At 54.0% G+C, this 26,505-nt stretch carries 22 protein-coding genes and 3 tRNA genes; 15 read left to right on the forward strand and 10 right to left on the reverse strand.

Features of this window, described 5'->3' with window-relative positions; translation table 11 throughout:
- Positions 1-191 precede the first annotated feature (191 nt).
- The 5 genes from astB to ACTG1K_RS18830 all read left to right on the forward strand — a co-directional run bounded on the left by astB (position 192) and on the right by ACTG1K_RS18830 (position 2,540).
- The gene (gene astB, locus ACTG1K_RS18810) at positions 192-1,529 is read left to right on the forward strand and encodes an N-succinylarginine dihydrolase (protein WP_440006343.1); all 1,338 of its coding nucleotides are present in this window, start codon (positions 192-194) and stop codon (positions 1,527-1,529) included.
- Between the two features lie 241 nt (positions 1,530-1,770).
- A tRNA-Tyr gene (locus ACTG1K_RS18815) sits at positions 1,771-1,855 on the forward strand.
- A gap of 38 nt (positions 1,856-1,893) precedes the next feature.
- Positions 1,894-1,978: transfer RNA gene (locus ACTG1K_RS18820), tRNA-Tyr, on the forward strand.
- Between the two features lie 44 nt (positions 1,979-2,022).
- Positions 2,023-2,107 (forward strand) — tRNA-Tyr (locus ACTG1K_RS18825).
- A 142-nt stretch (positions 2,108-2,249) separates the two neighbouring features.
- Positions 2,250-2,540: a hypothetical protein gene (locus ACTG1K_RS18830; protein ID WP_139476462.1), complete on the forward strand. Its 291-nt coding sequence runs from the start codon at positions 2,250-2,252 to the stop codon at positions 2,538-2,540.
- On the opposite strand, the gene ACTG1K_RS18835 is transcribed toward ACTG1K_RS18830, so the two are convergent.
- A complete protein-coding gene (locus ACTG1K_RS18835) occupies positions 2,514-5,831 on the reverse strand; it encodes an ATP-binding protein (protein WP_440006345.1) in 3,318 nt (1,105 codons plus the stop codon). The two genes, ACTG1K_RS18830 and ACTG1K_RS18835, sit on opposite strands and share 27 nt — an antisense overlap.
- A 248-nt stretch (positions 5,832-6,079) precedes the next feature.
- Between ACTG1K_RS18835 and ACTG1K_RS18840 the strand changes: the two genes are divergently transcribed.
- Positions 6,080-6,718: a response regulator gene (locus ACTG1K_RS18840; protein WP_440006346.1), complete on the forward strand. Its 639-nt coding sequence runs from the start codon at positions 6,080-6,082 to the stop codon at positions 6,716-6,718.
- Here ACTG1K_RS18840 and ACTG1K_RS18845 read toward each other — a convergent pair.
- The 4 genes from ACTG1K_RS18845 to ACTG1K_RS18860 all read right to left on the reverse strand — a co-directional run bounded on the left by ACTG1K_RS18845 (position 6,715) and on the right by ACTG1K_RS18860 (position 11,639).
- Complete coding sequence (locus ACTG1K_RS18845; RefSeq protein ID WP_335848300.1) at positions 6,715-7,920, reverse strand: hypothetical protein; 1,206 nt, start codon at positions 7,918-7,920, stop codon at positions 6,715-6,717. The two genes, ACTG1K_RS18840 and ACTG1K_RS18845, sit on opposite strands and share 4 nt — an antisense overlap.
- The gene (locus ACTG1K_RS18850; RefSeq protein WP_440006348.1) at positions 7,907-10,324 is read right to left on the reverse strand and encodes a TcfC E-set like domain-containing protein; all 2,418 of its coding nucleotides are present in this window, start codon (positions 10,322-10,324) and stop codon (positions 7,907-7,909) included. The genes ACTG1K_RS18845 and ACTG1K_RS18850 overlap by 14 nt, the downstream gene beginning before the upstream one ends.
- Before the next feature lie 72 nt (positions 10,325-10,396).
- Complete coding sequence (locus tag ACTG1K_RS18855) at positions 10,397-10,888, reverse strand: CS1 type fimbrial major subunit (RefSeq protein WP_440006350.1); 492 nt, start codon at positions 10,886-10,888, stop codon at positions 10,397-10,399.
- A gap of 46 nt (positions 10,889-10,934) precedes the next feature.
- On the reverse strand, positions 10,935-11,639 hold the full coding sequence (locus ACTG1K_RS18860) for a hypothetical protein (RefSeq protein WP_425854987.1): 705 nt from the start codon (positions 11,637-11,639) through the stop codon (positions 10,935-10,937).
- 268 nt (positions 11,640-11,907) lie between these two features.
- Between ACTG1K_RS18860 and ACTG1K_RS18865 the strand changes: the two genes are divergently transcribed.
- From ACTG1K_RS18865 to ACTG1K_RS18875, 3 genes are all read left to right on the forward strand, one after another.
- Positions 11,908-12,645, forward strand: coding sequence for an EAL domain-containing protein (locus tag ACTG1K_RS18865; protein WP_425854986.1), 738 nt, complete (start codon positions 11,908-11,910; stop codon positions 12,643-12,645).
- Positions 12,646-12,871: 226 nt separating this feature from the next.
- Positions 12,872-14,233 carry a prephenate-dependent tRNA uridine(34) hydroxylase TrhP gene (gene trhP, locus ACTG1K_RS18870; protein WP_440006353.1) on the forward strand — a complete coding sequence of 454 codons (1,362 nt, stop codon included), beginning with the start codon at positions 12,872-12,874 and terminating at the stop codon, positions 14,231-14,233.
- Between the two features lies 1 nt (position 14,234).
- Positions 14,235-14,483 carry a YfhL family 4Fe-4S dicluster ferredoxin gene (locus tag ACTG1K_RS18875; RefSeq protein ID WP_440006355.1) on the forward strand — a complete coding sequence of 83 codons (249 nt, stop codon included), beginning with the start codon at positions 14,235-14,237 and terminating at the stop codon, positions 14,481-14,483.
- A 354-nt stretch (positions 14,484-14,837) separates the two neighbouring features.
- On the opposite strand, the gene nanQ is transcribed toward ACTG1K_RS18875, so the two are convergent.
- From nanQ to ACTG1K_RS18890, 3 genes are read right to left on the reverse strand one after another with little or no spacing between them, the layout of a single operon-like run.
- Complete coding sequence (nanQ, locus tag ACTG1K_RS18880) at positions 14,838-15,302, reverse strand: N-acetylneuraminate anomerase (protein ID WP_440006357.1); 465 nt, start codon at positions 15,300-15,302, stop codon at positions 14,838-14,840.
- Between the two features lie 13 nt (positions 15,303-15,315).
- On the reverse strand, positions 15,316-16,185 hold the full coding sequence (locus tag ACTG1K_RS18885; RefSeq protein WP_440006359.1) for an N-acetylmannosamine kinase: 870 nt from the start codon (positions 16,183-16,185) through the stop codon (positions 15,316-15,318).
- Entirely contained in the window at positions 16,185-17,051 is an 867-nt protein-coding gene (locus ACTG1K_RS18890; protein WP_440006361.1) for an N-acetylmannosamine-6-phosphate 2-epimerase, read from the reverse strand. Before ACTG1K_RS18890 ends, ACTG1K_RS18885 begins: the two co-directional genes overlap by 1 nt.
- A 232-nt stretch (positions 17,052-17,283) precedes the next feature.
- Between ACTG1K_RS18890 and ACTG1K_RS18895 the strand changes: the two genes are divergently transcribed.
- The 4 genes from ACTG1K_RS18895 to ACTG1K_RS18910 all read left to right on the forward strand — a co-directional run bounded on the left by ACTG1K_RS18895 (position 17,284) and on the right by ACTG1K_RS18910 (position 22,257).
- A complete protein-coding gene (locus ACTG1K_RS18895) occupies positions 17,284-18,765 on the forward strand; it encodes a sodium:solute symporter (RefSeq protein WP_440006363.1) in 1,482 nt (493 codons plus the stop codon).
- Between the two features lie 125 nt (positions 18,766-18,890).
- Complete coding sequence (locus tag ACTG1K_RS18900) at positions 18,891-19,769, forward strand: MurR/RpiR family transcriptional regulator (protein ID WP_440006365.1); 879 nt, start codon at positions 18,891-18,893, stop codon at positions 19,767-19,769.
- A gap of 28 nt (positions 19,770-19,797) precedes the next feature.
- The gene (locus ACTG1K_RS18905) at positions 19,798-20,688 is read left to right on the forward strand and encodes a dihydrodipicolinate synthase family protein (RefSeq protein WP_440006367.1); all 891 of its coding nucleotides are present in this window, start codon (positions 19,798-19,800) and stop codon (positions 20,686-20,688) included.
- Between the two features lie 621 nt (positions 20,689-21,309).
- Positions 21,310-22,257 (forward strand): IS481 family transposase, encoded by a 948-nt coding sequence (locus tag ACTG1K_RS18910; protein WP_440004735.1) that lies wholly within the window; start codon positions 21,310-21,312, stop codon positions 22,255-22,257.
- Positions 22,258-22,273: 16 nt separating this feature from the next.
- Here ACTG1K_RS18910 and sohB read toward each other — a convergent pair whose 3' ends face one another.
- Positions 22,274-23,281 carry a protease SohB gene (sohB, locus tag ACTG1K_RS18915; RefSeq protein WP_069554054.1) on the reverse strand — a complete coding sequence of 336 codons (1,008 nt, stop codon included), beginning with the start codon at positions 23,279-23,281 and terminating at the stop codon, positions 22,274-22,276.
- Positions 23,282-23,503: 222 nt separating this feature from the next.
- Here sohB and ACTG1K_RS18920 point away from each other — a divergent pair, with 222 nt between their 5' ends.
- Both ACTG1K_RS18920 and ACTG1K_RS18925 read left to right on the forward strand, forming a co-directional pair.
- Positions 23,504-24,259: a YciK family oxidoreductase gene (locus tag ACTG1K_RS18920; protein WP_005334909.1), complete on the forward strand. Its 756-nt coding sequence runs from the start codon at positions 23,504-23,506 to the stop codon at positions 24,257-24,259.
- 132 nt (positions 24,260-24,391) lie between these two features.
- Positions 24,392-25,306, forward strand: coding sequence for a LysR family transcriptional regulator (locus tag ACTG1K_RS18925; RefSeq protein ID WP_440006369.1), 915 nt, complete (start codon positions 24,392-24,394; stop codon positions 25,304-25,306).
- Between the two features lie 14 nt (positions 25,307-25,320).
- Here the strand turns inward: ACTG1K_RS18925 and ACTG1K_RS18930 are convergent, their stop codons facing one another.
- A complete protein-coding gene (locus ACTG1K_RS18930; RefSeq protein ID WP_005334914.1) occupies positions 25,321-26,493 on the reverse strand; it encodes an MFS transporter in 1,173 nt (390 codons plus the stop codon).
- Between the last annotated feature and the right edge of the window lie 12 nt (positions 26,494-26,505).

Below are 26,505 nucleotides of genomic sequence, written 5' to 3' on the forward strand. Positions count from 1 at the left end.
CAGGCCGGACGCAACCGCTTTTTCAATTTTCTGCCATACCGCCCCTCTTTTTATATCTGAAACGACATAAAAACGTCTGCTGGTTACCGGCTTGTTACAAAAACATAAAATCTCTTTATAATGGCCCAACCCCGACGCATTGCGCGCGGAAGGAACCGCTACCCATCATAAAAATCGAAAGGATGTACTCAATGAAGCACTTCGAGGTCAATTTCGACGGTCTGGTCGGCCCGACTCATAACTATGCTGGCCTCTCCTACGGCAACGTTGCCTCCCAGAGCAATGCCCAGGAGGCTTCCAATCCGAAAGAGGCCGCCAAACAGGGGCTGCGCAAGATGAAGGCGCTGACTGAGCTTGGCATGACCCAGGGGGTACTGGCGCCACAAGAGCGCCCCGACCTCGCCACCCTGCGCCGCCTCGGCTTCACCGGCAACGATGCCCGGGTGCTGGAGCAGGCCGCCAAGCAGGCTCCCGCCGTACTGGCTGCCTGCTATTCGGCCTCCAGCATGTGGACTGCCAACGCCGCCACCGTCTCCCCCAGTGCCGATACCCAGGATGGCCGCATTCACTTCACCCCCGCCAACCTGACTAACAAGTTTCACCGCTCCCTGGAGCCGGACGTCACGGGCCGTATCCTGCGAGCCGTGTTCAACAATGATCGCCACTTCAGCCACCACCTCCATCTGCCGGAGAATGACCACTTCGGCGACGAGGGGGCGGCCAACCACACCCGCCTCTGCCGTGCCTATGGTGAGGCGGGGGTCGAGCTGTTTGTCTATGGCCGCAGCGCCTTTGACTACTCCCGCCCGGCGCCGAAGCGCTACCCGGCCCGCCAGACTCTGGAAGCAAGCCAGGCCATCGCCCGCCTGCATGGCCTTGGCGAGGAGAGCGTGGTGTTTATTCAGCAAAACCCGGAGGTGATCGATCAGGGGGTATTCCATAACGACGTGATCGCGGTGGGCAACCAGAACGTGCTCTTCTTCCACCAGCAAGCGTTCCTCAACACCGAAGCGGTACTGACCGAGATCAGCGGCAAGTTTGGCGAGGGGGATTTGCACTTTATCGAAGTGCCAACCGCCGAGGTATCCGTGCTGGATGTGGTGAAATCCTACCTGTTCAACACCCAGATCCTCACCCTGCCGAGTGGCGAGATGGCCATTATCGCCCCCACCGAGTGCCGCGATAATCCGGCGGTGTCGGCCTATCTTGGCAAGCTGCTGACGCAGGAGACTCCGATCAAGGCGGTCCACTATATGGATGTGAAACAGAGCATGCGTAATGGTGGCGGCCCGGCCTGCCTGCGACTGCGGGTTGCCATGAACGATCAGGAACTCGCTGCGGTCAATCCGGCCTGCCTTATCAACGACAGCCAGTTTGCCCGCCTCGATGGCTGGGTCGATCGTCACTACCGCGACCGCCTGACCCTCGATGACCTGCGGGATCCGGCACTGGTGCAGGAGTCCCGCAGTGCGCTGGACGAGCTGACCCAGATCCTGAAACTGGGTTCGATCTACCCGTTCCAGCGCTAGATGTGATGCCCGAGAAGACCGCCGACGCTAGCGGTCTTCTGCTATCTGCCTTGTCTTCAGCGCGATCGCCAACTTGCACAGATGCTGTTTTGTGCAGAAAAGCAGCGCACAACTTGCTGATAAGCTTGAATTTTGAGCTGGATGTATCAAAAAATCGACGAACAGTCATTTTTTACTGCCAGATGCCTCATCAAGGGGTTCACAAAGCCTCTGGATCTGATAGTATGCGCCTCGCACTTGGGGAGGGGTTCCCGAGCGGCCAAAGGGATCAGACTGTAAATCTGACGGCTCTGCCTTCGAAGGTTCGAATCCTTCTCCCTCCACCATTCAAGTGCAAAGTAGTGACAATCAGGAAATACCCCGTGGAGGGGTTCCCGAGCGGCCAAAGGGATCAGACTGTAAATCTGACGGCTCTGCCTTCGAAGGTTCGAATCCTTCTCCCTCCACCATTTCCCTGATTGAAATGGCTGAATACAATTTGCTTTACCCCCGTGGAGGGGTTCCCGAGCGGCCAAAGGGATCAGACTGTAAATCTGACGGCTCTGCCTTCGAAGGTTCGAATCCTTCTCCCTCCACCATCATTCAAGAAAACCCGGCCTCGCGCCGGGTTTTCGCTTTCTGCCATTCCCCTCACACTTTTTCGGTCTTGTCAGATCTGACAGTTGCAATTGCATCCCATCTTGCTCATCGTGGCATCATCGACATCAGAGTGTTCATATCATGTTTGAAGTCTGGGACGAGCATGGTCACGCCACCGGTCTGACACTGCAGGCGCTCAAAGTCAGAATCAGCAACGACTATCAGGGTGATCTGATGGTGCGCTACAGCAACAAGCTGGGACTCCCCACGACCCTCTTTCTGACCATCCATCAAGGTGTTGCCTATCAGCGCTTCAAAGCCGGCTCGCCAAAACTGGATTGGGAGTGGCTGGCCACCGCAGGCAATGGCCACAGCCCCCGCAATTTTATGAGTGAACAGTTCCCCTTACTCCAGTTCTCCCTCGATAACTGAGTGCCCATCTCGCTCGCTCAATAACGTCAACTCACCGATGATTTGCTGTAATTGGGCACGAAAGCGTGTCAGCTCATCAGTACAAGCTGGCGATCCAAACTGGCGGATTTTTTCTTCCAATTGCCATGCCTGCTCAGCCAGCTGCGGCGCCATCATCATACTGATGGTTCCCGCCTGACGATGTACCCAATTGGCCAATCCATTGTCATCAAGTGGCTCCTGTGCCATCGACTGTTCAAGCTCCTGGCGAAAAAGCGGAAACATCTGCCGCAACTTGTCACCTTGCCCAAAGAATGCCGCCATGGCCGTGACATCAATCAAGGTTGGCGCGGGTAAGATTTGCCACTTCTGCAACATCTGACGCAGAGCATCCTGCAGCACCGGCTTGCCCAACAGATCGTCCATGCCAGCGGCAAAACAGCGCTGAGCCTGTTCTGGCAACACATTGGCCGTCATGGCGATGATCAGCAGCCGCTCGCCTGTTTCTGCAGCCCGTATCCTGCGCGTGAACTCATAACCATCCATCACCGGCATCTGGCAGTCACAGAGCACCAGATCATAGGGATGCTGCGCAACCATCTCGAGGGCCTGCTGGCCATGCTCTGCCAGATCACAACTCAGCTCAAGCTGCCTGAGCTGGCGTATCACTAACGACTGGTTGAGGGGATTATCTTCCACCAGCAATACCCGATAGGGCTGCATGGGTGCGCTTTTTCGCATCGCTTTCGTTGCCGTCCCGTCGCTCAAACCAAGTTGGCGATAGCAAACTTCTCGCACCGCATGCCAGGTCATGGGATTGCTGTTGAGAATGTAACCCCCCTCATCACAACGATAGCCGAGGGGGGTTGCCAACGGCAGCACCCGGATGAGCCCATTGCCTGCCAGCTCATGGTCTGTGAAACGCAACTGAGCATCACCAGACTCCAACGTTCGTGTTACCCCCAAGGCATCAAGATGCAACAACAGGGTGTGGCACAGCTTATCGTCATGGAGATCGATATGGGCTTGCATGCCATTGAGGTGAAGATCCGGCTCTCGCTGTGCCAGAACAGGCAGCGTGACCGTCAGGCTGATGAAAGTGCCCAGCCCAGGGGCACTCTCCAGCCGGATCTCGCCACCCATCAAGGTGGCCAGAGTCTGGCAGATACTCAGCCCCAAGCCGGTACCACCATAACTGCGGGTGGTGGAGCTCTCTGCCTGTTCAAAGGCATTGAAGATCCGGCCAAGCGCCTCTGGGCTCATACCGATGCCGCTGTCGCGCACACCGAAGCACAATTGCTGTTGCCCCTCCCCCTGCGACAGCAGTTGCACCGAGATCTCTATAAAGCCCCGCTCGGTAAATTTGATGGCATTACTGACAAAGTTGAAGAGGATCTGGCGCAGACGCAGCGTATCACCACTTACCCGAGCCGCCACACCGGCATCCGCCCAGAGATAGACGCGCAACCCCTTGCGATGCACCTCGCTCACCGTCATGGTCAGCACACTGTCGAGCAGCTCCCGGACAAGAAATGGAGCCTCTTCGAGTTGCATCTTGCCCGCCTCCAGCTTGGCGAAGTCGAGCACGTTGTCGATCAGCGCATGCAATCCCTGGGCACCGCGGTTGATAACCTCCACCATCTGGCGCTGATCCTGGGTCAGCTCGGTAAAAGTGAGCTGTTCCGCCATACCGATAATGCCATTCATAGGCGTGCGAATTTCGTGGCTCATGGTGGCCAGAAACTCCCCTTTCTGGGTGGCGGCAGACTCCGCCTTGGCCTTGGCTCTGGCCAATGCAGCCTCAACCTGATGGCGACGGACTATCTCCTGACGCAGCCGCCAGTACGCCACCGACAGCACCAGAATAAAGAGCGTAATCGCCACCCCGGCGGGCAGCAGGGTACGCACCAGTTTCGCTCTGGGGATCCCTTCGCTGTAATTGAGCGCCAACCAGCTGTTGCGTATCTGGCGCTTCTCCTTGTCGCTCATGCTGGCAAGCACCCGGTTGACCAGGGGCAGCAAGGGGCTGTAAGGCTCACGTACCGCAACGGCCAACTCATCTTTGAAGGGGGTGGGCGCGGCAATATGAAGTCGGTCATCAAACTGCTCGGTGACAAGACGGGAAACCACCACCAGATTGCCGATATAGGCATCTCCCTCACCTGCTGCAACACGAGCGAGCCCCTCGCCAGCGCTCTTGGTCGTGATCAGTTTCAGGTCAGGCACCAGTGTCCTTAGCTGGGGGATCAGCATACTGTCGGTCAACAACAACTTTTTACCGGCCAGATCAGAGAGATCCCCGATCGGAATACTACCGCGCGCCGTCACCAGCACCATCGGGAATGATGCAAAGGGCTCGCTGGCATGCCAACCCACCAACCGCTCAATGATGCGGGTGGGTAATACCGCCAGATCCACATCGTGATGCAGCAGCAACTGCTGCAGATCGGGCCAGCTCTGCACTGGCACACGGCTGTATGCCAGCCCCAACTTCTCTTGCAGCACGTCCAGATAATCCGCCATCAAGCCGACCGGATTGCCACCCTCATCGTGATAAGAGAAGGGCACCCAGCCGGGGATCAATCCCAACGTTAACGGCGGCAGCATCGAGAGCCATGCTCGCTCATCAGGACGCAGCAAGAAATTGCTGTGCCCCATAAAGTTGGGCTCCAGGCTCTCCCCAAGCCAGCGTCTCTCCAGTTCACTGCGCGCCTCGACCGTCAGCGCCTGAATTGCCGTATCAAGCCGGATAGCAAGGGAGTGTTTCTGGCTGGCGACGCCAAGATGCAGGGTTTCCATCAACAAGGGAGACTGGGCAACCACCACCAACGCCGGGTGACGCTCGATAAACAGATTGGCCACATGAAGGTTGCCGATGTAGGCATCTGCCCGACCTTGCTCAACCGCCAGCAATGCACGGTGCGTATCGACAAAGAGTCGCGGTGTGACATTGGGATAGTGCAGCTTGACCAGCTTCTCGGTCAGAAAGCCTTTTTCGATGGCAATGCTTGCGGACTGCAAGCGGCTCACATCCCGAAACAGGGGGCTGTCCTGACGAACCACCACCACGGTCGGCGAAGTGTAGTAAGGCAGGCTATAGGTGACACACTGACGCACCTCAGAATTAAATGCATCGAGCAGGATATCCAGCTTGCCACGGCAGGCATCGGCATACATGGTTTTCCAGTCAGGGTAGACCTGCCAGGCAATCCGGTAGTCAAGCTTTTTGGCTATTTCCTCCATCAATTCAACACTGAAGCCAGCGGCGACCTTGCCGTCCCACTGCTGGAATGGTCCCCATCCGCCAGCCAATATGCCCACTTCAATCGTTGGTACAGAATGTACCTCCGCCGAAAATACGGCAGGCGTCAAGGAAAAAACAGCGACAATAATTATGAATCGTTTGATTAATGACATAAGCAAACAATACATAGACATAACGATTCACATATATTTGTCAAAAGATATATGCTCCTAAAAAAATGGGGTGCGCACGGTAGTATAGAAATGTTAGCTTTGGTAGCCTGAATATTATTCACCGTTTTATAAGAGGCTCATCCATGTCCTTCAAGATTATTCTTGCTGATGACCACCCCTTGATTCTGACCGGGATCCGTAGCCTGATTGACCAGATAACACCCCATTGTGAAGTGATCGCCGAGGCATATCAGGTATCTGACTTGCTGAAATTATTGCAACAGCATCATTATGATCTGTTGATCACTGATTTCAGCATGCCGGGAGATATCCGCTGTGATGGACTGGTGATGATCCAGCAGTTGCGTCGGGATTATCCAAACCTGCCCATTATTGTGCTGACCCAGATCCAGAACAGCGCCATCTTGCAATCCCTTATTCAGGTTGGGGTCAACGGTCTGATACTGAAAAAATCGGTTATCAATGAACTGGCCGATGCCATTCGCCAGATATTGCTCGGTCATCGCTATATTGGTCCTGCGGTAAAAATACTGCTGGCCAATGCCGGAATCTCTGCTCAAGGCGAACCCCACCCGCTTACACCAAAGGAGAGCGAAGTGGTGCGCCTACTTGCCAGCGGCATGTCCGTCACTCAGGTTGCCGACTATCTTCATCGCAGTGTCAAAACCATCAGCACCCAGAAAAAGAGCGCCATGATACGGCTGGGTATTAGCAGCGATAGCGCCCTCTTTGACTATGCCAAAAGCAGCGGACTCTATTAATCAATAGCCGCATCAAATATCAGGGTAACATCACCTTTAAAGGAGGAGCCAGGGTATTTCATCATCTCGGCGACCGTCCCACCCACAATCTGAAATCGAATCGTACTGGCAGCATTGATAACCGGACTTCCCTGTACATGAAGTACAAATCTGGTTTTATTTTTAGTCAACAGAAACATTTCATTTATGCTGTTAACATAGTGCGTTTTTAAAGGCACTGTTCGCCCCTTGCTATCTTTTAATGCGCACTCGCCACTAGTAGACCATTGATATTGGCAACGAAGTGAGACAGTAAATGGGGCACTAAACCATATTCGAAAAGGAAGATCTTGCTGCAATATGCTTGGCTCTCGCTTTCCACTATGAATCCAATTACTCCACCCACCTGGTGGCAATAAGGTTACTTGGCTATGGCCATCGCTATCTCCTTTGGGAAAATCAACTTTCAATTGATGACGGACTGTCAGTGTAAATTTAAGTTCATGCTCTGTTCCCCCAGAATAGGTTGCATCACCTAGGTCAATATCCTTATTACGCCCCACCATTATTTTTAAACTACCAGTATACTTTCCGTTTGACATAGTCAATGGATTAGGTGCTTTGATACGAAAGCCATAATTCAGCCAATCGACAGAGTATGATGTTCCATCACCAAGTTGGCTATTGTGATAGCACTCAGACGCGCCATTTTGAGCTAAATCATTAATAGAATATAAAAAAAGTTGCCCAGTTACTACAGACCCGAACCACCCCCAAGTACTAAAGCTTTGATAGCAATCACCACCAATAGTATGCATGGGCCATCTATTATTATTGACAATTGGATACTCCATTTTTATTACCTTGGCACCTATATTGGTTGGAATAAATGCCAATTCATGGCGTTCTCCATTGTTGCTATTTGTCAACGTGACCTTTTTAGGCCCAGAAAGTCGATAGTAACTTAGGTAGTTCTGTTTACCCTTCGCCGAATTTATTGTTTTTCCTATCGACACAGGGAGTTTTACTATAACCGATGACTCTAGCGGCTTCAGGGGATCACAATAAGAAATCTCATTGCCGACATCGCACGGAGTGGTGTTGATAAAACGCCCACCACTCACTTCATAACTCTCCGGTTTATAGTCTGCCGTAATATCAATCACATCAGCCAAAGAAGAGTGACTGATAATCAGTAGAACTAATATTTTAATGCTTTTCATTTTTTACAGTAACACCAGGTGAACATATTAACTCTCCCAACATAATAATCTCCGATGCCTCCGTGCGACTCTGCACTCCTGACGAGTTGTTGCAACGGAGAGTGCCATTATGTTCCACGCTAAATTGTGGCTGTCGTCGACTCGCCTCCAGCGCAAAGAAGCCATCGTTTTCGGTAAATGCCCGCCCTATGGGGTTGCTGACCATGGCACCACGCAGCGGCCTATTTTGCTCGTCGAGCAGGCGACCAATCACAGTGACGGTACTTATGGCGTTCACCTGGCCATAACCCACTCCGCCGCGATTAAGGTGGTAGGGGAGCACGGTGGGCTTGATGGTGAGCGGCGTCCCCTCGTGGTCGGCCATCTCCAGTTGCAAGGCACCGCTCTGCAAGGCTGGCACCGAGACCAGATGGCGACCGGGCCCAAGGGTCTGTACGCTGCCGTGATCATCGCTGACCCGGATCCGCGCCGCCTCATCATCGGCCGCAATATCGAGGATCATCGCAGCCTCATTGCCCATGCCGCCCATCTCGCGAGAACCCAGTGCTAGCTCCCCCTCCCGTCCCAGTGCCACCACGCTCTCCAGATTGATACCGCCAGTCACCTGTTCGTTATAGGAGGAGTGCTGGGCAAACAGGTCGCCCCCCAACCAGGGAGCCGCGAAGCGGCCATAGCCGGATAGACCGGTACCATAGCTGTCGTGGGTACTGCCGACGCTGACCTGACGCAACGGGCCCCAATCCACTTCCTGCTGGTAGTTGAGATAGGCACTGCGCTGGGCACCGCCCGAGCGTGAGGTATTGCTGCCCAGCCCCAGCGACAACTGGCGATCATCTCCCCCCAAGTTGATAGTGAGACTCAGCGTGCTACCGCGATCCCGCTGCTGCGCCGTGCTCTCGCTGCCGGGGCGATCGAACAGGGTCACCCCCCAGGTCACCCAACGCCCCCAAAGCCGGTCACTGTAGTGCCATCCCACATCGGCGCCGTTGCCACGGCCAGACTGGTGAGAGACATAGACCCCGAGGGAGCCCCACCGATCCAGCGACTGCTGTAGTGACAAGCTGGACACCGAACTTGCCTCCCCTTGCTTGCGCAGATTGCGTGAATGGCTGGCCACCAGACTGCTATTGCCATGCCAGTAGATCCCCTGCAGATCGTAACCCCATCCCATGCCGACACTCTGGTTGAGGGAGGCAAAGCCGTGGAGCTGACTGGTAGCCTCCCAGTCGAGTGAGAGGGAGTGCTGGGCACGTCTGTCCACATACTGGCTACCCGCCCCCACCACCAGCGAGGGAAGCAGCAGGTGGTTCACCGCAGCACCACCACTGGCGCCTTCCAAATCGCTATCTCCCTGCCGCACCAGCCAGCGGGTCTGACGCCCGGCAAAGAGGTTGAAACGCCACGGTTCCTCCGGTGTCTGCCAGTTGGAGGGTTTGTAGATCATCTCGCGCCAACGGCGGGTCTCCTGACCATCCTCAAGCAGCCGCAGCTCCACCTCGTAGATACCACCAGGTAGCGAGCGGGTATCGAGCGCCTGCAGACCGGATACGACCGGCTGGGACTGGATCAGGTTGCCGTCCCGATAGATCTCCACCATGCCCGGCCGTGCCGGTGCCACCTGGATCGGCGCCAGACTGGGTACCCCGCGTTCCCGGCGCAGCAGATCCGAGCTGCCCCACATCACACCAAGCACTGTAGGCGTCGCACCACTGTAGTAGTTGGGCTGACGCACCAACCCCTGCGCCGAGGGAAAGAAGAAGCCGAGACGATAAAAATTGGCCTCATGGAGCCGTTCTCCATAGATCTGAGCCATCCCCAGATCAGTTGGCCCACTCTCTTGCCAGGTGGCATCCCCCTCCATAAAAGGGGTCCACTGTCCCCAGCTGCCCTCCAGCTGAAGGTTGTAGTGTCCATTGCGCTGGCTGCCTTGCACCAGGTTCAGCTGGTTCTGGACGAGCAACCCCTTGCTCTCTTGGGGCAACGCCATAAAACGCTGATCCCGCGCTCCCTGCTCCACCTTACCGGTCAGTATCGAGAGCTGGGACTCCTCCAGGCTGTATTGCAACCCCACTATGCCTTCAGGACAGGCCCGGCCACACTCGCCGAGCGGCAGATGGCTTCCCAACTTGCTCAACCAGCGTTCGCGTGCTCCCTCGTCAAACTCGCTCTCCTGCACATCCATCAGTGAGAGCAGTTGTACCGAGTTATCGCGCCCGAGCAGCACCTCCCCATCCCCCAGCAGGCGACCGTCGACAGTGACTCGCACCATCAGGGGGACACCAAAAAAGTGCTCTTCAAACCCGTCCGGCAACTGCCGCGCCTGCTGCAACAGCAGTGCCGGATCTGCCGCCATCAGCGGGGTAGAGAGCAACAGCCCTAGCAAGAGAAGAGGGGAGCGAATCATGATTAACAACCTGAATAACAACCGGAATAACAAGGGGCCGAACGGCCCCTTGGGTCTTGATCTGTTATGAATTTAGGTAGCTGGAGGGGCTGGCGGCGCCTCGGATTCAAACATCATGCTGACAATTCCCTGATAGTTGCCGGGCTTGTAGCCACCGCTTGGAGCCACGGCCGGAATGATCTCCAGTCCGACTTGTTTGCCGGTATTGGCATCCGCCTGGGTCAACAGCTCGGCGGATGTGGTGGTCAGTGCGATGCCTCCGACCTTGACCGTCAGGCCGATGCTCTCCTTGCCACTCGCCATGGTGGCGGGATAGACCAGATAGCCCTTGATGGGGCCAAGAGTGCTCTTCATCTCCAGCTGCTTGGCCAAGGGATCCAGCTTCTGGTTAAAGGGGTTAAACGTCAGTTTCTGCGGGGTATTCATCCAGTCCCCAACCGGCTGCACATAAAACTTGTCGGTCGGGATCTGCGCCGTCACCGTCACCGTATGCTCGACTCGCTCGGCCGCCATCAGCGAACCGCTCGCCAGCAACAGGGCGGGAAAAAGTGATAACATCTTCATAGCCACTCCTTCAGGTGTGATTGTCTTTCTTGTGATAGGTCGGGATTCAGAGCTTGAACTCCTTGAATACCGATTTTTTCCCTTCGATCAGTTCAAAACGAACCATTCGGGTTGCCTCTTCACTGACCCGCTTTTTAACGCCAGGCAGCAGATGCATCTTCTCCGGCTGACTGCATGACCTCTCTTTTTCGCCACACAGCTCCAGATAATCGAGAATAACGGTGGCATTGCCCCGGTTCTCCACATAAAGGGCCCCGGTTTCACGTTCAATCCGGGTGTCATAACGGGTCTCTTTGGGTGCCACAAACAGAATGGTGCCAAAACCGGTCATGATGCTGACACCGGCACTTATTTGCTGTTGTGGTGGTAATTCGGTTATTTCATCATCCTGTGGCTTGACCGGTACAAAACGCACCCGAAAATAACGTTCCCGCTCCCGCTCTCCCATATAGATAAAGCGGGTGGCCTGCATGCTGCTTGCGGGAATAATCAACCTTGATGGGCTGGTAACCAGCTGACGAACGCCCTCCTCAGGTAACTCCCGCTCCTGTGGCACACCATCAGCACCATATACAATCTCGGCCAGCATTATTTTGACAAAGGCCGTCTCATCACCAATATTTCTAACCCGCTTTAGCAGGGTGGTTTTCTCTGCTGGCATATAGTCATATAAAGTACCAACGCTGATATCCGGCGATGCCAATGCGTTACTGCTCAATATAAACAGCAACAAAACAGAAAATTTATTCATGGGTGTTATCACACTACTAAAATAGGAAAAAGCTCTGTCATATCAGAGACAAAAACGAAGAAATATTTAAAACATTTAAATATGTTGTTTGATTGTTCGTCATTGAGGCCAGTCTAGATAATGCCCGCACCAAACTTAATCGGAATAATCTGATATTGCCAAACTACTTCCCTCTCTATCCCCATCTCAATAATCGGACAATTCCTACAGCCAGACTTCCGTTGCCTCACGTATTATTCGCAGCTATATCCGTCAACAGGTGAGTGCCATGCTTGCGTTCAAAGAAGAGTTTCCGGTCAGTGGCGTGGCATCCCTGACAACAGCGGACATTGCCGTACCCTTTTATCAGCCAATCGTTGACCGGGATCGCCAGATCATCGGCTTTGAAGCGCTGGCCAGACGCTGGGATCCCGCCCGGCAGGGCTACCAGGGCATCGACTTCCTGACTCTGAGCCAGGGTGAAGCTCTGGACATCGATATAGTGATACTGAGAGCGATCTGGCGTGACCTGCCCGTACTGGCACGCCATGCGCCCTGCTCTCTCTCCATTAACTTGAATCCTGCACTTGAGAGCTCGACATACCAGAACCTGCTGTTGCTGGTGATCCTGCAGGCTCGCAAGCTGGGGATAGCGATCTGGTTCGAGGTGCTGGAACATGCGCCGCTCTATCGCAAACATCGGGAGCTGATCGAAGTGCTGCGCAGCCACGGCGCTCATATCGCCTGCGATGATTTCGGCACCCAGGAGTGCAATTTTCAGCGGGTGATGGCGCTCCCCTACGAGATCATCAAGCTGGATCGCTCCCTGCTGCTGCAGGCGAGCAAGAGCAGCCATGCCTTGCGGATGCTGAGCGGTCTGGTGGAGTATCTGCAGCGCTTTGGCATGAAGGTGGTGTGCGAAGGGGTCGAGACCCTGACTCACATCGAGATCGCCAACCTGCTCGGCTGCGACTATCAGCAGGGCTATGCCCACGCCATGCCCGCCCCCCTGTCTCGCTGGGCCTGACAGCGATACACCCCGTCCCTCTTTATCCCTGCCAAATTGCATGATGGCGTGGGGGCGAGTACAATCTCGCACCCCGAATATCTGGCGCATATTTTATAAGCGTGCAGGCTGGATATGCCGTTATCGGGTGGCAGAACACTATGTAATGGCTCGCGCTGCTACTCAATCCATACGGCGCCATCAGGTGGCGCCGTCCTGATTTGCAATCAGATACGAAGAGTCCGACATGTTTAAACCAGAATTGCTCTCCCCCGCAGGTTCCCTCAAGAACATGCGTTACGCCTACGCCTATGGCGCCGATGCCGTCTATGCCGGCCAACCCCGTTACAGCCTGCGGGTGCGTAACAACGAATTCGATCACGAGAACCTGCAACTGGGTATCAACGAAGCCCATGCCCTCGGCAAGCAGTTCTACGTGGTGGCCAACATCCAGCCCCACAACTCCAAGCTCAAGACCTTTATCCGCGACATGCGTCCGGTGGTGGAGATGAAGCCGGATGCGCTGATCATGTCCGACCCCGGTCTCATCATGATGATGCGCGAAGCCTTCCCGGATATGCCCATTCACCTCTCGGTGCAAGCCAACGCGGTCAACTGGGCCACGGTGAAGTTCTGGCATCAGATGGGCCTGACCCGCGCCATCCTCTCCCGCGAGCTGTCGCTGGACGAGATCGAAGAGATCCGTATGCAGGTACCGGAGATGGAGCTGGAAGTGTTCGTCCACGGCGCGCTGTGCATGGCCTACTCCGGCCGCTGCCTGCTCTCCGGCTACATCAACAAGCGTGACCCCAACCAGGGCACCTGCACCAACTCCTGCCGCTGGGAGTACAAGGTGCACGAAGGTAAAGAAGATGACGTGGGCCAGATCGTCCACCGTCAGGAGCCCATCGCAGTGCGTCCGGACAACACGCTAGGCCTCGGCAAGCCGAGTGATGCGCTGGTGCTGCTGGAGGAGTCCAACCGCCCGGGCGAGTACATGAGCGCGTTCGAGGACGAGCACGGCACCTACATCATGAACTCCAAGGATCTGCGCGCCATCGAGCACGTTGAGCGCCTGACCAAAATGGGCGTCCATTCGCTGAAAATCGAAGGCCGCACCAAGTCCTTCTACTACTGCGCGCGTACCGCTCAGGTCTATCGCAAGGCCATCGACGATGCAGTGGCGGGTCGTCCGTTCGATCGCAGCCTGATGGGCACCCTCGAGAATCTGGCTCACCGCGGCTATACCGAGGGCTTCCTGCGCCGTCACAACCACAGCGAATACCAGAACTACGACTACGGCTACTCCGTCTCCGACACCCAGCAGTTCGTCGGCGAGATCACCGGTCGCAAAGGTGACATGGTCGAGGTCGAGGTGAAGAACAAGTTCCTGGTGGGCAACAGCCTGGAGCTGATGACCCCACAGGGCAACGTCCGCTTCAATCTGGAACAGATGGAGAACCGCAAGGGCGAGCTCATCGACACCGCCCCGGGCAACGGTCACGTGGTCTATGTGCCGGTTCCCAAAGATCTCGATGTGAACTTCGGCATCCTGCTGCGCAACCTCGGGGATCGCGAAGACACGCGCAACCCTCATACGGCGGCTTGAGATGGCACTGCTCATCACCGACAAGTGCATCAACTGTGACATGTGCGATCCCGAGTGCCCCAACCAGGCCATCAGCCTGGGTGAGGAGATCTACGAGATCGACCCCGGTCGCTGCACCGAGTGCGTCGGCCACTATGAGAAGCCGACCTGCATCAGCGTCTGCCCCATCGACTGCATCATCTGGGATCCCGCTCACGTGGAGACCGAAGCGCAGTTGATGGGAAAGTTCGTGCGGATGCACCGACAGTAACATCGACTCAGACAGTAAAACGAAAAAAAGGCCGAGCAATCGGCTTTTTTTGATCCTACGTTCAGCGGCTGGCCATCACTTGCCAACCTGTCCAGTGCGCTGGGCTTCCTGCCTTGGGAGTGTTGCCGCGTGGCACTTTTCTCCGGTCCTGAAACTTGAGCAAACCTTCAGCGGTGCTGTTGGCCTTGATATAGTGCTTGCCTATCATGCCCGCGTAGAGGAGGAAGGTCGTGATCAGATCACCCTCAGTTAGCTCTATTCAGGCTGCATCTATTATCGCCGTAAACGACCACTCGGAATTGTTATTTAGATAGCGGTTCTGTTTTTAGTGACTGATTTCATGCTAGGTGGATATCAACCGTAGTTTTTGTGCAATTTGATTACTACTTTTTTTATTATCGCCGTTGACTGATGAATACAACCAGGCTTATGTGCTTCTTCGGGATAGAAGACGGCAAATGAGCCTGGAGACAAGAACAAACTCTGCGGTGTATCGGCAAAATCGCCAAGCTGGTAGTCACCTTCAAGCTGATATTCGGTGCTATTGATAAGCGTATTGCTAACTTGAAACTCGATGCGTTCTTGTCCGGCAATAACCAGTTGAATATCTATATATTCATGATGCAATTCGGCCTGTTTGCTCTGGGCATCAACCGGTGTAATCGTCATAACATTCATAAAGAGTTGGTCGCCATCAAGTTGATGAGAACCATTCTCGATCTTCTGGAGATCATGCTGTAGCGCCAATGTAAGCGCATGGTAAATTTTGGGGGCACTCTCTTTCAGGCGTTCTATAACATCGAGCTGACTAAAAATCATCTTAACCTCCTATTTAATCAATCATGGCCCACAGTGCTGCACCTATGAGTCCTGCATCTTTTTGATGTCTGGCCAGAGACAGGTTGGCCTGATAAGGCGCAGGATAGGTGTTGAGAAATACATTTACCTGATCTAAATAACCCGCTGCCAGTCCAATACTGCCGCCCAGTACAAAAGATTGAATATCAAGACAGGCTCGCAAGTTGGCAATTAACTGTGCGATAGTCTGTGCGGAATCTCTGATTAGCTGTTGCGCTTGCAGGTGCCCCCCTTCTGCCTTGGCAAAAATAGCTTTAGCATCCAGTCCGGCCAAATCGTTGCTGGCTCGTGCGGCAATGGCCCGGCCGGAGGCGATAGACTCGACACATCCGATCCGACCACAGCCACAGGCGGTTTCATTATTGCTCACCGACATATGGCCAATGTGGCCGGCAAAAGCACCTACCCCCATATGCAAGCGGTTATTAATGACCAGCCCGCCCCCCACGCCGGTTGAAATGGTGATAAATGCCATCTCTGAAACCTGCTTGTCTTGTGCCAGGTATTCAGCCCAGGTCGCAGCCTGGGCGTCATTGATGACGCTGCAGGGTAAACCACTTATCTCTGCAATGGTGTTGCTAATAGGGAAGTTGTTTAACCCCCCCAAGTTATCCGGGTTGAGTGCGTTGAGCATCCCATTTTTTATAATCCCGGTTGATGCGACAGCAACCCGACTAGCTTGACCAAGGTAGGGGGTGATAATGGCTGCCAACGCCAGTGACATGGCATCGGGATCTTGGCTGGCCGGCGTTTTAATTTCCATGCGCTGTTGTAACACGCCTTGTTCATCAGCGAGGGCTGCCGCTAATTTCGTCCCGCCAATATCAATGGTGAGAATGGACATTATCGTGTTTCCTTGGCGTCTAACAATGCTTGGCAATACCACTGACAGATATATTCGATTCGGGTAATTGCTGACCCCACAGTGACACACCAAGCGCCTTGTTCAATCGCCCGAGCGGCTTGTTGTGGGGAGTTATAACGACCTTCAGCAATCACTTTGCAACCATGCTGACTTAGTTTGGCAACAAGGGCCAAATCCGGTTCGACCGGGGTTTCATTGCCGGTATAGCCAGAGAGGGTAGTGCCAATAAAATCACAGCCGATTTCGTGACAAGCGAGGCCATCTTCAATCGTCGAGCAATCAGCCATGGCTAACAGACCCAAGCTATGAATCTTGTTCAAGATTGCTTGGGTGCTGGCTGGACGGTTACGCGCTGTGCCATCAAAGGCAATGATGCTTGCACCGGCATTTGCCAGATCGTCAACGTCGCTGACGAATGGAGTGATTCTAACGGGGGAGTCACAGAGATCACGTTTGATGATGCCAACGATAGGGATATTGACTTGGGCGCGTACCGCTTCAATATTTTTGATCCCCTCAATGCGTACCGCGACTGCTCCTGATAACTCAGCAGCTTTAGCCATTGCAGCGACAATTTCGGGCTTGTCCATGGGGCTATCGGGAACAGGCTGGCAAGAAACGATGAGGGCACCTTGTTCTTTAATCTTTTCTTCAAGTTTGTTTAGCAAGTCCATGGGATTTTCCAGGTTGAGTTTTACTCCGAAGCGGATATTAAATTTGGAGCAGCACTCCATCAAGGGGGGCAGGGTAAAAGCGTGATGAAGATCATAAAATAGTTTTATGCTCGTCGAGCAGGGAGCGTAATCAGCTGATCTGCCATTGATACTAGCGCGTTCACTTATCATGTGTGCATGTACCATGCAATATTAAAAATGCAAACCTGTGTGCGACTTGGCGTTAATTTCAATGGAGTGATGTTTATCTTGCCTTAAGTCACACTTTTTAAAATGACGCATTGATGGAGTTTTGCTTCGTGACGATACTCCACCTCGGAGTGTGACACCAAAAATCTGCAACTTCTGCATTTATGATGAGTGCCACATGATTACAAGATATGTGAAGCAGATGGTGATGAGCATGCAAACATATGATTTTGGTTTATTAAACTACGTGGTGCTGTTTGGCTATTTAATCGCCATGATGCTGGTTGGCTTTTATTTTGCAAAACGTCAAAAAACAGCCGATGACTATTTTCGCGGTGGTGGACGTATTCCTGGATGGGCAGCGGGGGTATCCGTTTTTGCTACCACTTTGAGTTCGATCACATTTATGTCTATTCCGGCGAAAGCCTACACCTCGGATTGGACATTCATTATTGGTCAATATTTGGCAATCGCTATTTTGCCAGTGGTATTTTTATTCTACATTCCATTTTTTAGAAAACTGAAGATCACATCGGCATATGAGTATCTTGAGGCGCGCTTTGATGTGCGCAGTCGGTTGTTTGCCAGCGTTTCGTTTATGCTGTTTCATATCGGGCGTATTGCGATAATCACTTATTTAACTGTGCTGGCTTTGCGTCCATTCATCAATATCGACCCAGTATTGCTGGTGCTGATCATTAGCATGATGTGTATCGTTTATACTTGGATGGGTGGCATTGAAGGAGTGATCTGGACGGATGTTATTCAGGGATTATTGCTCTCTGCTGGTGCGGTACTGATCTTCGTTCTGATCTGTTTTAAGGTGGATGGGGGGGGGTCTGAAATATTTACGCTGACCTCCAATGCAGACAAGTTCTTCCCAGATAGCCAGTGGCGCTGGAGTTGGACTGACAGCACGATTCCTGTCCTGATGATCGGTTTCTTGTTTGCTAACATCCAGCAATTTACGGCCAGCCAGGATGTCGTGCAGCGTTATATTGTGACCGATTCTATTGAAGAGACCAAGAAGACGCTGTTGACTAACGCAAAATTGGTGGCTGTTATCCCATTGTTCTTCTTTGCTATTGGCTCGGGTCTGTTTGTGTTTTATGGCCAGAATCAGCAACTGTTGCCAGAAGGCTTCAATACCGGTGGTATACTGCCCTTCTTCGTGGTAACTGAAATGCCAATGGGTATCGCTGGTTTAATTATTGCGGCAATTATTGCGGCTGCCCAGTCGAGTATTTCCAGCAGTCTGAACAGTATTTCCAGCTGTTTTAACTCTGATATTTATATTCGCTTGGTGAATGCAAAGAGTAGCGCCGAAAAGCGGATGAAAATTGCCAAGCAAGTTATCATCGCCGCTGGTTTGTTTAGTAGCTTTGCTACCATCTGGTTGGTCATGTCAAACGAGTCTGAAATATGGGATGCGTTTAACAGCCTGATTGGTCTGATGGGTGGCCCGATGACAGGTCTGTTTATGCTGGGCATCTTCTTTAAGAGAGCCAATGCCACTGGTGCCTTTGTCGGGATTATAGTGAGCATTGCAGCAGTACTGTTCACACGTTATACCACTGACCTTAACTTCTTCTTCTATGGTGTTATCGGCTCATTAACTGTGGTCATTGCTGGATTGTTTGTTTCTCTGCTGATGGGTGAGCGAGCCTCTGCTGAAGAAAAAGCAGAGGTGATGTGATAAATGGTTTAATCATGGTGCTCGGGTGTTATTTACGCTTGGGCACCAGCTTATCCATGGTTGCCTCATGGCGTTAAACGCTTTAAAATAAATAATTAATTTTAACTCTATAAGTCAGGTGCCATATGAATGGGTTGCAGCCAGGGAATATTTTAGCCAATTTGTCGGCAATGCATGGCAATCTAACCAAGGTTTCACAGCGCATTGCGGATTATATTATTGCCAATCCGGCACTGGTAACACAGCAATCTATTGCCCAATTATCTGGGAAAACCCAATCAGGCGAAGCTACGATTATACGTTTTTGTCGAACATTGGGTTATAAAGGGTTTCAGGATTTTAAACTTGATTTGGCAATAGAACTTGAATTGTCAAAAACAGAAGTCGATAACTCAAAAATATTAGATGGCAAGATTTCGTGTTCCGATAGCCCCTTGGTAGTTGGGAAAAAAATTGAAGCCGCTTTAAATACAGTTCTATACGAAACATTGAATCTGCTTGATATGGAACAAGTTAAATCAGCAGTTAATAAGATAAAAACGGCAAAATATATTTTTATCTGTGGTGTAGGTTCATCCGGGGTCACTGCCGAGGATATGAAAAATAAACTAATGCGTATAGGCTATCGCGTTAGTTGTACGAGCAATAATCACTTTATGTATATGCAGGCCTCTCTGTTAACCCCGGGTGATGTAGCTATTGCCATTAGTCACACTGGTCGTTCGGCAGAAACGGTACATACGCTAAAATTGGCTAAAGAGGCTGGCGCAAGTACCATTGCTTTGACGCACAGCATTGGTTCTCCATTAATTGAGCATGCCGATATCAGTTTGATTAATGGCAATCAACAAGGCGTGTTGCAGGGGGATTCGATTGGAACAAAAATTGCTCAGTTATTTGTTTTCGACCTGATATACACCTTGCTAGTTCAATCTGGACCTGAATCATTGGTTGCACACAAAATTAAAACTGTTAACGCACTCAAGTCTGATCTTATTTATTAAAACATTAAATTTTAGGTAGGAGTTTAAGATGCAAAAATTACAAGGTTTGATCGCTGCCCCGCACACCCCATTTGATGCTAACGGCATGGTCAATTATGCAGAAATTGATAAAGTCGCTGCGCATTTGATTGGCTCAGGGGTGACCGGTGCCTATGTATTGGGCACGACGGGTGAAGGTATTCATTGCTCTGTTGAAGAGCGCAAAAAAATCGCAGAGCGTTGGGTTTTGGCTAGCCAGGGCAAGCTTAATCTGATCGTTCACACCGGTGCGTTAAGCATTGTAGATACCCTTGAGTTGACTCGTCATGCCAATACTCTGGATATACTGGCGACGTCGGTGATTGCCCCTTGTTTCTTTAAGCCAAGTAATGTCGTCGATTTGGTTGAATATTGCCGACAGGTTGCCGCAGAGGCACCCGATAAGGGTTTCTATTATTACCACTCTACCATGTCCGGCGTCACTGTCGATATGGAGCAATTCCTTATCCAGGCTGCGGATCAGATTCCAAATTTGAGTGGTATCAAATTTAATTCTAGCGATATGTATGAATATCAGCGTTGCTTGCGGGTAGCCGGAGGTCGCTTTGATATTCCATTTGGTGTAGATGAGTTTATGCCGGCAGGATTGGCCTGTGGTGCCACCAGTGCGGTGGGTAGTACCTATAACTATGCCGCGCCACTCTATTTACAGATGATGGAGAGCTTTAAGCGTGGTGATCATGCCGATGTCGCGGCTTGCATGGATAAGGTGATTGGTATTATTCGTGTTCTGGTTGAATATGGTGGCGTTGCTGCGGGTAAGGTTGCCATGCAATTGCATGATATTGACGCTGGGGATCCGCGTCGCCCATTACGACCAATGACACAAGCGCAAAAACAGGATGCGTTGGATAAATTTAGAAAAGCTAATTTTATCTAAAAAATGGAAGTATCCGTCATCCTGCACCGAATTTTTGTATTTTAGATGGTGATGCTGCTCACATTGTTGCGATCAAATTGAAAAAATTAATTTATTCACATGCTCATGTAATAGCGACTTGTTGGATAACAATTAATTTCACAGGTGGCGTATTTACTACAAGATTCTCAAAGTCGCCATTCGATGCGAACGTGTAGACATCATCGCCGAAAAAAGAAAAAGGTGCGGAATATCGGGAGTGTGAGTCTTGGAGCTGTCGTCAGAAGACGGTAGCCCCAAGATCTTAGCCATTCCCTCATATAAATGAAGGAGGTATGACGTGCCTTCTGAGATATGATCGTCGATCATTGATCTGCTAATTACTTTCACCCTATCGCTATGTTTAATCACGACACCATTCTCAACTACATTGACGACATAGACGACATATTTGGCCAAGACATGTATGCCAAGCGGGCCTTGTTGCTCGGCATTGCCGCCCACGGGGCGGGAGCCCACCTTGGCTGCTGATAAGAGACTGACTTTCTAGATGCCTAGGTGTGATCTCTCTGTAGGTTGTTCACTCGGGGCATTCCCGGAGAATTGGAGGCACCAACCAAACCAATCATCCGAGGTGCCCGAGTGAACAATCATAAAAATGCCCGATTAACCGTCTTTGGTCGACAGCTTCTTGTCCAGCGTATCCTTGAGCAGGGCCTGCGCGTTGAAGAGGCCGCTCACGCTGCCGGGGTCAGTATCCGCACCGCTTACAAGTGGCTCACTCGATATCGCCAGGAGGGACCTGATGGTTTGTACAATCGCTCTTCTCGACCCGCATCTTGCCCTCATGCCATTGATGACCAGCGCCAGCAGAGGATTATCGAACTGCGCAAGCAGCGACGGACCTATCGGCACATCAGCCAATATCTGGGCATAGGGCACAGTACTGTCGCCCGCATCTTGCAGCGCATGGGACTTCATCGATTGGCCAATCTGGCCCCAGCTGTTCCAGTACAACGCTATGAACATGAGAAACCGGGTGACTTGCTGCATCTGGACATCAAAAAGTTGGGGCGTTTCCACCGTCCCGGCCATCGTATCACCGGCGACCGCAGCAAGGACTCACGCGGCGCAGGGTGGGAGTGTGTTCATGTGGCGATTGATGACCACTCCCGTGTGGCGTTCAGCGCTCTGCATCCTGATGAAACGGGACGCAGTGCCTGCCTGGCGCTGTTACAGGCACTTCGCTACTACGCCGGGCTCGGCATTTGTTTCAGTCGGCTACTCACGGACAATGGAGCCTGTTACCGGTCGAAACGCTTCCAGAAGCTGTGTCGTCGGCTGGGGCTCAAGCATCTGCGCACCAAGCCTTACACACCACAAACCAATGGCAAAGCAGAGCGCTTCATTCAGACCGCCCTGCGTGAGTGGGCTTATGCACGGAGCTATGACTCGTCAGAGCAACGGGCAGAGCACTTGCAACCGTGGTTGCATGAGTACAACTGGCATCGTCCTCATGCCAGTCTGGGCTACCAGCCCCCCATCAGTCGTCTTCAATCTGTGAACAACCTGGTGGGTTTACACAGCTAGCGCCAGAGGGCCAGGCTTAGCGCCAGGGGCTCTGCTGCCACAGCCGCCCTAATCCCGCCTCGAGCGCCTGCGCGCCCTGCTGCCCCAGCTTCTGGGTCAGGCTTTTTGGCTTGCGATAGCTGATGCCGATCACCTTGTGGTGGCTGGCCTGCGCCAGCAGGTAGTCATCGCTGGTGCAGAGGGTATCCACCAACCCCAGCCCCTTGGCCTGACTCGCCAGCCAGTGTTCACCGGTCGTGACCTGATCGATATCGAGTTGCGGGCGATGTTCGGCAACAAAGGCCTTGAAGCGCTCGTGGATCGCCGCCAGCTCCTCGCGAAACTTCTCGCGCCCCAGATCGTCGTTCTCGCCGAACATGGTGATAGTGCGCTTGTACTGACCGGCGGTGTGCATCTCAAATTCGATGTCATGCTTTTTCAACAACTTGTTGAAGTTCGGCATCTGGGCGATCACCCCGATGGAGCCGACGATGGCAAAGGGGGCCGCCAGGATCTTGTCCGCCACGCAAGCCATCATGTAGCCGCCGCTTGCCGCCACCTTATCGATAGCCACGGTGAGCTTGATGTCACGATCGCGCAGACGCTGCAGCTGGGAAGCGGCCAAGCCGTAACCATGCACCACGCCGCCACCAGATTCGAGCCGCAGCAGCACCTCGTCGCCGGGCTGGGCGACGCCAATCACCGCGCTCACCTCCTCGCGCAGGGAGGCCACCTCTTTGGCATCCATGCTGCCATTGAAATCGAGCACAAACAGGCGACTGCGCTCATCCCCCGCCTTGGCGCGCTTCTTCTGCTCCTCTTTCTGCTGCTTTTCCAGCACCTTGCGCTCGGCCTTGCTGGCGAGCGCGCTCTTGAGCGCGAACTGCCCCTGCTCCAGCTCGCTCGAGAGATCGGTCACCACCAGCTCACCCTTGCGCGCTTTTGGCTGGCGAGTGCTGACAATCATCAGGATGATGGCGCCGATGGCCAGCAGGAAGGTCACTGTCTTGGCCAGAAACAGGCCATATTCGGTCAGAAATGTCACGATGGACTCCAGAATGGATCGGTTTTCGTCACATTCTAGGGAGTTTGGTGGAGGCGCGCAAAAAATCGCAGCCAGAGCCCGGAAAAACCAACCCGAGCATCACAACCTCTCTATTTTCTTCACATTTTTCTTGCCGCTGGCTGGTCAAACGGGCGCGCGGATCAGTACACTTGGCGCCGATTGCCATGCACTTATGGCCGGAATTTGTTAACAGGAGTTGTCATGCTCGATTATCAGGCACCCCGCGATCTGCTCAAGGATAAAGTCATTCTGGTCACCGGTGCCGGCGACGGGATCGGCCGCGAAGCCGCCCTCACCTACGCCGCCCACGGTGCCACCGTGATCCTGCTCGGCCGCACCAGCGCCAAACTCGAAGCCGTGTATGACCAGATTGAAGCGGCCGGTTATCCGCTGCCCGCCATCGTGCCGGTGGATCTGAAAGGAGCCACCGCCGCCCACTACCGCGGCATGGCCGAAACCTTCGCTCAGCAGTTTGGCCGTCTCGACGGCGTGCTGTTCAACGCCGGTCTGCTCGGCACCCTCTCTCCGTTTGAACATATTCAGGAGAAGGAGTGGGACGAGGTGATGCAGGTCAACGTCAAATCGGAATTTCTGCTGACCCAGGCGCTGCTGCCGCTGCTGCGCCAGACCGCCAAGGCGCAGGGCGATGCCTCCATCGTCTACACCTCCTCCAGCGTGGGGCGCAAGGGGCGCGCCTACTGGGGCACCTATGCCATCTCCAAATTTGCCATCGAGGGGATGATGGAAGTGCTGGCCGACGAGCTGGAGAACACCGGTGTGCGGGTCAATACCCTCAACCCGGGCGGTACCCGTACCAAGATGCGCGCCAGCGCCTTCCCGGCGGAAGATCCCATGAACCTCAAGACTCCGGCCGACCTGATGCCGCTCTACCTCTACCTGATGGGGTCGGACAGCCGCGGCAAAACCGGCCAGACCTTTGTAGCTCAGCCAAAATAAACAAGTTGCGTGGCCCAGCCCAAATAAATCAATAAAATACCCAGAGTGTTGTGCGGCAGGGGTTAAATTGAATAGGGGGCACAGGCTCCCTGTTCGAACCACTGACCATCCTATCTCCAATCAGGTTGAACTATGTTTCGTCCCAAGAGCACGTTTGAGCAATGGCGGATCTTTCAGGCGGTGGTCGACTGCGGCGGCTACGCCCAGGCGGCCGAGGCGCTGAACAAGAGCCAGTCCTCCCTCAATCATGCGGTTGCAAAGTTGCAGCAGAGTCTGGGCGTGCCCTTGCTGGAGGTGCGCGGCCGCAAGGCGGTGCTGACCCCGGCGGGCGAGATCTTCCTCAAGCGGGCCCGTCAGTTGAGCCAGCAGGTGGAGGAGCTGGAAAATCTGGCCAACAACCTGGAGCGGCAGTGGGAGCCGCAGATCAACCTCTATGTCTCGGCGCTGCAACCAAGGGATCGCCTCTATCGGGCCTTGGCCAGCTTCTATCCCCGCAGCCGGGGTTGCCGGGTCAACTTGCACGAACGCATTCACTGCCACTTCAACGCCCTGCAACCGGGGGATCTGATGCTCTCCGAGCACCTGCCCGGCGATCGCACTGGCCTGTTGCTGGACGAGGTGTGCCTGCTGCCCCTCTGCGCCGCCAGTCATCCGCTGGCACAGGAGGAGGGGGCCATCCGCAGCGACGTGCTGACCAGCCACAACCAGATCAGCCTTCATCCCCCCATTCACCGCTCGGTGGACTGGAACGATGCGGATGACACCGGCTGGAAGGCAACCCACTACCACGAAGTGCTCGCCATGCTGCGCCTTGGCCTCGGCTATGCCTGGATGCCGCGCCATCTGGTAGAGCGGGAGCTGGCGGAAGGGTCACTCATACAGCTGGATCTGGAGAGCGGCAACGAGCGCCACCTCTACACCTACTTGCTGACCCTCTCCCCCGAATCCCTCGGCCCAGCGACCGAGCTGCTGCTGCGCTGCCTGCGCAACGAATATCAGGGCGAATCAGCGCCGCTCCCGCACGCCCAGCCCCAGCACGACAAATAACAGCCAGCCCCCCGTCAGACGTTGGGCACCCGCCAGCTGGCGGCCAGTGCCACCAGTGCCAATCCCAACGCCACCATAAAGACCCCGTGGAAACTCCACACCTCCGCCACCACACCGGCGATGGCCCCCGCCATGATGGAGCCGGTGCGGATGCTGTTGGCAAACAGGGTGGTCGCCACCCCGGCTCTCCCCGGCATCAGATCCTGAAAGTAAGACATGCCGATCCCCGCCACGATACCGATGAAGATGGCGTTGAACAGCTGCAAGGCGATCAGGGCGTATTGGTCGGTGAGGGTCACCAGACCGGTGTAAAAGGCCGCGCCAGCCAGCACCGCCAGCAACATCATGGGGCGCTTGCCAAAACGGGCCGTGTAGTAACCCGCCAGCAGCATGAAGGGGATCTCCAGCGCCGCCGCCGTGCCCATCAGGATACCGGCAAGCTTCTCATCCATCCCGAGCTCCCGGGTGATGTAAAGCGGCATATTGATGAGGTACATGCTGTTGCAGGTCCACATCAGGGTGGAGGCGATAAAGAGCGCCCGCACCGCCGGATCCCGCCAGCTGCTAACCCGCTCTGTCTCTTCAGCCATCTTGGGCAAAGGCAGAGAAGGGAGCCAGCGCCACACCACCAGGGCACAGAGCAGATAGGCCAGTGCCGAAGCCAGATACATCAGCTCGAAGCCGTAGCCGATGGCCAGCGCGAAGGCGATGGGCGGGCCTATGACCCAGGCCAGCGAAAACTGGGCCCGCATCACCGAGCTGAACATGTCCGCCCGCCGGTTGCGGCTGTCAGAATACTCCCGCGCCAGCGCAAACAGCTGGGGACTGGCAGTGGCCGCCAGTGCCGCCAGCATGACCCCCAGACTCGCCAGCAGCCAGTAGTTGCGGTTCCAGGCAAACAACAAGGAGAGCGCCACCCCGGCAAAGCAGCAGCGCAGGATCAGTCGCTTGCGATCCCCCTTGTTGTCGGAGCGGTGGCCCAGCCACTGGCTGACCAGAATGCCCACCACCGCATTGATGGTATAGAAGAGCCCGACCAGAAAGGGGCGCACCTGCACCTCCTCGGCCAAAAACAGACTTAAGGTAGGCACCTGCAATGCCACCGCGACGCCGGTCATAAAGGTCACGGCAAGAAACGAAAGAGAGACGGGGTCCGGGCGTTTGACCGCCGCTATCGACAAGCTCATAGGGTTACCACT

Origin of the sequence: Aeromonas sp. 102P (assembly GCF_051920345.1) — a bacterium.
In the GTDB taxonomy this organism is placed as follows: domain Bacteria; phylum Pseudomonadota; class Gammaproteobacteria; order Enterobacterales; family Aeromonadaceae; genus Aeromonas; species Aeromonas veronii.

Bases quoted from the DNA above. Each gene is read 5' to 3' on its own strand.
- astB (WP_440006343.1), top strand. From the start codon at position 192: ATGAAGCACTTCGAGGTCAATTTCGACGGTCTGGTCGGCCCGACTCAT.
- ACTG1K_RS18830 (WP_139476462.1), top strand. From the start codon at position 2,250: ATGTTTGAAGTCTGGGACGAGCATGGTCACGCCACCGGTCTGACACTG.
- ACTG1K_RS18840 (WP_440006346.1), top strand. From the start codon at position 6,080: ATGTCCTTCAAGATTATTCTTGCTGATGACCACCCCTTGATTCTGACC.
- ACTG1K_RS18845 (WP_335848300.1), bottom strand. From the start codon at position 7,920: ATGAAAAGCATTAAAATATTAGTTCTACTGATTATCAGTCACTCTTCT.
- ACTG1K_RS18850 (WP_440006348.1), bottom strand. From the start codon at position 10,324: ATGATTCGCTCCCCTCTTCTCTTGCTAGGGCTGTTGCTCTCTACCCCG.
- ACTG1K_RS18855 (WP_440006350.1), bottom strand. From the start codon at position 10,888: ATGAAGATGTTATCACTTTTTCCCGCCCTGTTGCTGGCGAGCGGTTCG.
- ACTG1K_RS18860 (WP_425854987.1), bottom strand. From the start codon at position 11,639: ATGAATAAATTTTCTGTTTTGTTGCTGTTTATATTGAGCAGTAACGCA.
- ACTG1K_RS18865 (WP_425854986.1), top strand. From the start codon at position 11,908: ATGCTTGCGTTCAAAGAAGAGTTTCCGGTCAGTGGCGTGGCATCCCTG.
- trhP (WP_440006353.1), top strand. From the start codon at position 12,872: ATGTTTAAACCAGAATTGCTCTCCCCCGCAGGTTCCCTCAAGAACATG.
- ACTG1K_RS18875 (WP_440006355.1), top strand. From the start codon at position 14,235: ATGGCACTGCTCATCACCGACAAGTGCATCAACTGTGACATGTGCGAT.
- nanQ (WP_440006357.1), bottom strand. From the start codon at position 15,302: ATGATTTTTAGTCAGCTCGATGTTATAGAACGCCTGAAAGAGAGTGCC.
- ACTG1K_RS18885 (WP_440006359.1), bottom strand. From the start codon at position 16,185: ATGTCCATTCTCACCATTGATATTGGCGGGACGAAATTAGCGGCAGCC.
- ACTG1K_RS18890 (WP_440006361.1), bottom strand. From the start codon at position 17,051: ATGATAAGTGAACGCGCTAGTATCAATGGCAGATCAGCTGATTACGCT.
- ACTG1K_RS18895 (WP_440006363.1), top strand. From the start codon at position 17,284: ATGCAAACATATGATTTTGGTTTATTAAACTACGTGGTGCTGTTTGGC.
- ACTG1K_RS18900 (WP_440006365.1), top strand. From the start codon at position 18,891: ATGAATGGGTTGCAGCCAGGGAATATTTTAGCCAATTTGTCGGCAATG.
- ACTG1K_RS18905 (WP_440006367.1), top strand. From the start codon at position 19,798: ATGCAAAAATTACAAGGTTTGATCGCTGCCCCGCACACCCCATTTGAT.
- ACTG1K_RS18920 (WP_005334909.1), top strand. From the start codon at position 23,504: ATGCTCGATTATCAGGCACCCCGCGATCTGCTCAAGGATAAAGTCATT.
- ACTG1K_RS18925 (WP_440006369.1), top strand. From the start codon at position 24,392: ATGTTTCGTCCCAAGAGCACGTTTGAGCAATGGCGGATCTTTCAGGCG.
- ACTG1K_RS18930 (WP_005334914.1), bottom strand. From the start codon at position 26,493: ATGAGCTTGTCGATAGCGGCGGTCAAACGCCCGGACCCCGTCTCTCTT.